Annotated in this window: 1 protein-coding gene; it reads right to left on the reverse strand. The window is 49.3% G+C overall.

Annotation, left to right across the window (positions count from 1 at the left end; genetic code table 11):
* A partial coding sequence (locus tag R7E78_RS30235) for a SulP family inorganic anion transporter (RefSeq protein WP_318059158.1) occupies nucleotides 1–527 on the reverse strand: 527 nt, incomplete at both ends.

Consider the following 527-nt stretch of genomic DNA (forward strand, 5'->3'; position numbering starts at 1 on the left):
CTTAGACACACTGAAAATCATCGGGCCAGAGAGATAGAAGAACAACACTCGCCCATTGGCGCGATCTAACAATCCTCGTTCACTGTCCGTCAGTGGCACATCATCTTCATCGGCATCACTGATGGCTTTTACCTGACGAGCTTGTTCGCGACTCAAGCGCTCAATAATCATGATGTATGAAACAAACACACCCCAACCAATGGCCACAATGAGATCAACAAACACTGTCAGTAGCATCACGCCATACATGATCGCCATGCCAGAAAAACTGACCTTATGCGCGCGCTGGATAAAGCTCCAGTCTAAGATGTTAAAGCCAACGTACACCGCGATGCCTGCTAGCACAGCCATTGGGATAGGTTCGGTTAATCCACCAGCCACCAAAACAACCAGAGCCAGTACTAAGGCTCGCACCACACCAGATAATGGAGAGCGAGCGCCAACTTGGATGTTTGTCACCGTGCCCATCGTCGCACCAGCTCCTGGAAGTGCGCCGAATAAACCTGAAATAATATTCGCTAAGACTT

The sequence above is a fragment of the Vibrio sp. YT-19(2023) genome (assembly GCF_033337395.1).